This window comes from Streptomyces phytophilus (assembly GCF_013870535.1).
GTDB classification, from domain to species: Bacteria; Actinomycetota; Actinomycetes; order Streptomycetales; family Streptomycetaceae; genus Streptomyces; species Streptomyces phytophilus.
The window spans coordinates 1-4,101 of record NZ_JACBXC010000517.1 but is presented as its reverse complement, the minus strand read 5'-3'; the positions used below and the strand labels follow the sequence as shown (position 1 = coordinate 4,101).

The 4,101-nt window shown below is 75.0% G+C and carries 4 protein-coding genes; 2 read left to right on the top strand and 2 right to left on the bottom strand.

Annotated elements, in window-relative coordinates; all coding sequences use genetic code 11:
- On the bottom strand, positions 1–803 hold an 803-nt coding region (locus H5J30_RS20430), incomplete at its 3' end, for an aminoglycoside phosphotransferase family protein (protein ID WP_181788849.1).
- Between the two features lie 163 nt (positions 804–966).
- Here H5J30_RS20430 and H5J30_RS20425 point away from each other — a divergent pair.
- A complete protein-coding gene (locus H5J30_RS20425) occupies positions 967–1,863 on the top strand; it encodes an NAD-dependent epimerase/dehydratase family protein (protein ID WP_374101007.1) in 897 nt (298 codons plus the stop codon).
- Positions 1,847–2,791, top strand: a complete 945-nt coding sequence (sigJ, locus tag H5J30_RS20420; protein ID WP_181788847.1) for an RNA polymerase sigma factor SigJ — start codon at positions 1,847–1,849, stop codon at positions 2,789–2,791. The genes H5J30_RS20425 and sigJ overlap by 17 nt, the downstream gene beginning before the upstream one ends.
- A gap of 87 nt (positions 2,792–2,878) precedes the next feature.
- On the opposite strand, the gene prcB is transcribed toward sigJ, so the two are convergent.
- Positions 2,879–3,745 carry a proteasome subunit beta gene (gene prcB, locus H5J30_RS20415; RefSeq protein ID WP_181788850.1) on the bottom strand — a complete coding sequence of 289 codons (867 nt, stop codon included), beginning with the start codon at positions 3,743–3,745 and terminating at the stop codon, positions 2,879–2,881.
- Between the last annotated feature and the right edge of the window lie 356 nt (positions 3,746–4,101).

Below are 4,101 nucleotides of genomic sequence, written 5' to 3'. Positions count from 1 at the left end.
TCCTCGCCCAGCTCGTCGGCGAGGAGCGCGAGGCGGTCCGCGACCGTGCGGTGCGGGTCCGCGGTGGCGAACGGGTCGTCGATCTGCTCCAGCAGGGGGAAGGGGTCGTAGCCCGGGTCGCCGGTCATCGGCTTGGCGTCGATGGCCAGCCACGGGCTCCGCCCGGCGGCCAGGACGTTGCCGGGGTTGAAGTCGCCGTGGACGACGACCTCGCGGGCGGCCGTGCCCGGGAGTTCGCGGAGCAGCCGGGCGCCGTGGGCGACGAGCCCGGGGTCGTAGCCGGGGCGCAGCCGCTCCATCCGCTCCTCGACGAGGCCGGCCCACTCGGCGCAGACGTCCGCGACCCGTTCGAGCCCGGTGTCCGCCGGTACGGGGACGCTCCATAGGTCGCGCAGCACGCCGGCGCCCAGCCGCAGCCGGCGCCCGGTGCCGAGCCCGTCCGCCGCGCCCAGCTCGGTGCCCGGCTCGCAGCGCTCCAGCAGCAGCGCCTGGTGCTCGGGGGCGTGGTCGAGGAGGCGCACGGCGCCGCTGCCGTCCCAGATGCGCAGGCCCTCGGCCTCCCCCGCCGCCTCGCGATGGGGCCAGGTGACCTTGAAGACGGCGCGGGTGCCGTCCGGCAGCCGGGCCGGGGCCACCCAGGAGCAGCTGCCGCCCGGGTACGGCGCGCCGAAGTGCAGCGACCACCGGGTGCGGAGCTTCTCCACCAGGGCGGGCAGCTCCGCCAGCCAGGCGCGTCCGGAGGCGTGCAGGCGCATCTCGGTGAGGACGGGCAGGCCGGGCGGGAAGAGGGCGGGGTCGCTCATCGTCCGAACGGTACCCGCGGGGGTCGGCCCGCCGCCCCTCGAATTCCGCGCCGCCCGCACGCCCCGTCGCGCCGGGTGTCACAGATCCGGGTGCTGCCCTGTCTCCAGGGGTTGCCACACGAAAGGAAAGATCATGCGAGTTTTCGTCACGGGGGCGACGGGTGTGCTGGGGCGGCACCTCGTCCCGGAGCTGGCCCTCGCGGGCCACGAGGTCACCGCCACCACGCGGACGCCCGCCAAGACGGCGCAGCTGCGTGCGCAGGGCGCGGAGCCGGTGGTGCTCGACGGGCTGGACCGCGGGGCGGTGCTCGCGGCGGTGGACGCCGCGGCACCGGAGGTCATCGTGCACCAGATGACCGCGCTGGGCGACATGCGGAGCCTGCGCAACGTGGACAAGGTCTTCGCCGCCACCAACGAACTCCGCACCCGGGGCACCGACAACCTGCTGGCCGCCGCGGAGCGGGCCGGCACCCGCCGTGTCGTCGCGCAGAGCCACAACTTCGTCTACGAGCACTCCGGCGGCCCGGTGAAGTCCGAGGACGACGCGACCGTCACGCGGCCGGCCGTCGCGTCGGCGGCACGTACGCTGGCGGCGATCAGGCACGTGGACGAGAGCGTGCCGCTCGGGGCACCGGAGGGCGTCGTGCTGCGCTACGGCACGTTCTACGGGCGGGGCGCTTCGGACGCCATGGTGGACGGGGTGCGCAAGCGGCAGCTGCCGGTGATCGGCGGCGGAGCCGGGATCTGGTCGTTCATCGAGATCTCCGACGCCGCGGCCGCGACGCTCGCCGCGGTCGAGAACGGCGGGCCCGGCGCGTACAACGTCGTCGACGACGAGCCCGCACCGGTCGCGCAGTGGCTGCCGTACCTCGCCGAGGTCGCGGGGGCCAAACCCCCGATGCACCTGCCCGCCTGGCTCGGGCGGCTGCTGGCCGGGGAGTTCGTCGTGGGGCAGATGACGACGGCGCGCGGGTCCTCCAACGACAAGGCGCGCAAGGAGCTGGGCTGGGTGCCGCGCTACGGGAGCTGGCGGGAGGGGTTCCGTGCCTGGGCCGGCTGACGGGGACGGGACGGACGCGGCGACGGCCGGCCTCCGGCCGCTGCTGTTCTCCATCGCGTACGGGATGACCGGGTCGGTGGGCGACTCCGAGGACATCGTGCAGGACGCGTTCCTCGGCCTGACCCGTGCGCGCCGGGCGGGTACGGAGATCGGCGACCTCAAGGCGTATCTGACGACGGCCGTGACGCGGCTCGGCATCAACTACCTGGGCTCGGCCCGGGTGCGGCGGGAGAGGTACGTGGGCGACTGGCTGCCCGAGCCGGTCGTCGTGCCCGCCGACCGGCCGGGGCCGGCCGAGTACGCCGAGCTGTCGGACTCGCTGTCCATGGCGTTCCTCGTGCTGCTGGAGTCGCTCACGCCGGTGGAGCGGGCGGTCTTCATGCTGCGCGAGGTCTTCGGCCACGGCTATCCGGAGGTCGCGCGGACGACGGGCAAGTCCGAGGTCAACTGCCGGAAGATCTTCGCCCGCGCCCGGGGCCGCATCGCCGCGGAGGTACGGCAGGACGGCGCCCCGCCGCCGACGCGGCAGGCGGAGGGTGAGGAGCTGGCCCGCCGGTTCTTCGAGGCCGCCGCGGGCGGCGACATGGACGAGCTGTTCGCCATGCTCGCGCCCGACGTGGTGCTGCACGCGGACGGCGGCGGCAAGACACAGGTGGTGGCGAGCCCGCCGACCGGGCGGGAGCCCGTCCTGCGGCTCCTGGTCGGCCTGTTCCGCAGGACCCGGGCGCTCGGCGTCACCCTCCGCCCGGCCTGGGTCAACGGCCGGCCGGGCGCGGTGATGTACGACGCCGGGGGGCGGGTGGCCAGCGTGATCGAACTCGACCTGGCGGACGGCCAGGTGGCGGCGATCCGGTCGGTGGTCAACCCCGACAAGCTCGGCCACCTGGGGCCGGTGTCCGACATCGCGCGGCGGCCGCCGCCGGGGTGACCGGGCCGTCCGGGGCGCGGTCCGGCGCTCTCCCGTACGGTGCGGCGGGTGGGGTCCGGCGGGTGGGGTCCGGCGGCGCGAAGTGCGCTACGCCAGCGGTGCGTTCGGCCCGTCCGGGCGGTCGCGGCGGCCCTCCAGCACGGCGAGCGACAGCTCCGACACCCGGGCGTCGTCCAGTCGCCGGCAGCCCTCCGCGGTGACGGTGTAGACGAGCGGGTAGATGCGGCGGGTGGCGTCGGGGCCGCCGGTGGCGCTGTCGTCCTCGGCCGCGTCGTAGAGCGCCTGCACGGCCATCGTCACGGCGTCGGCCTCGCTCATGCCCTCGCGGTACAGCTTCTTCAGCGCCCCGCGCGCGTGCACGGAGCCGGAGCCCGTGCCGCCGAAGCACTTCTCCTCCGCGCGGCCGCCGGTGATGTCGTACGAGTAGATCCGCGCGGCCCCGCTGCGCGCGTCGTACCCGGCGAAGAGGGGCACGACGGCCAGGCCCTGCATGGCGGGGCCGAGGTTGTCGCGGATGAGGGTGCCGAGGCGGTTGGCCTTGCCCTCCAGGGAGAGCGGGACGGTCTCGATCTTCTCGTAGTGCTCCAGCTCCAGGCGCAGCAGGCGGACCATCTCCTCGGCCATGCCGGTGGAGCCGGCGATGCCGACGGCGGAGAACTCGTCGGCCGGGAAGACCTTGTCGAAGTCCCGGTGCGCGATCATGCCGTTGCCCAGGGTGACGCGGCGGTCGGCGGCGAGGAGGACGCCGTCGGCGTAGGAGGCGGCGACGATGGTGGTGCCGTGCGGGATGTCGATCGCCTCGCCGGCGGCGGCACCGGCGCCGCCGGGGCGGCGGTTGGCGGGGAGCTGGTCGGGGGCGTGGGCGGCGAGGAAGTCCGCGAACGACGACGAGCCGGGGGTGAGGAATTCGGGCGGCAGCTGCTCCACGGCGGTTCCCTTCGTCGACTCTTCGATCCGTCCGGCCTTGCGCCTCACGGCCGTTCGCCTCCCGGCCGCGGGCCGCGCACGGGCGCGTACCGGTCAGGCACCGTCCGACCCTACCCGTACCCCCGCGGGACCCGCCGCGCCCGCTGCCTGCGCCCGCGACCTGAGCTTCGCGCAGTGTTCATCTCACGTCTGCCACGTGGCCAAACCGGGCGTCGGGGACTGCGGAACAGTCGCACCCTGCCGCACGAACCGGGAGCACGATGAAGACTCCGCGATCCAGACCGTCCCGCCGGGTGAGAGCAGAGCAGGCGTTCGCGCTGGCGGAGTGCGCCCGCGTGTGCACCGGATACCTGGCCGGGTTGACGGCCGAGGACGCCGCGGAC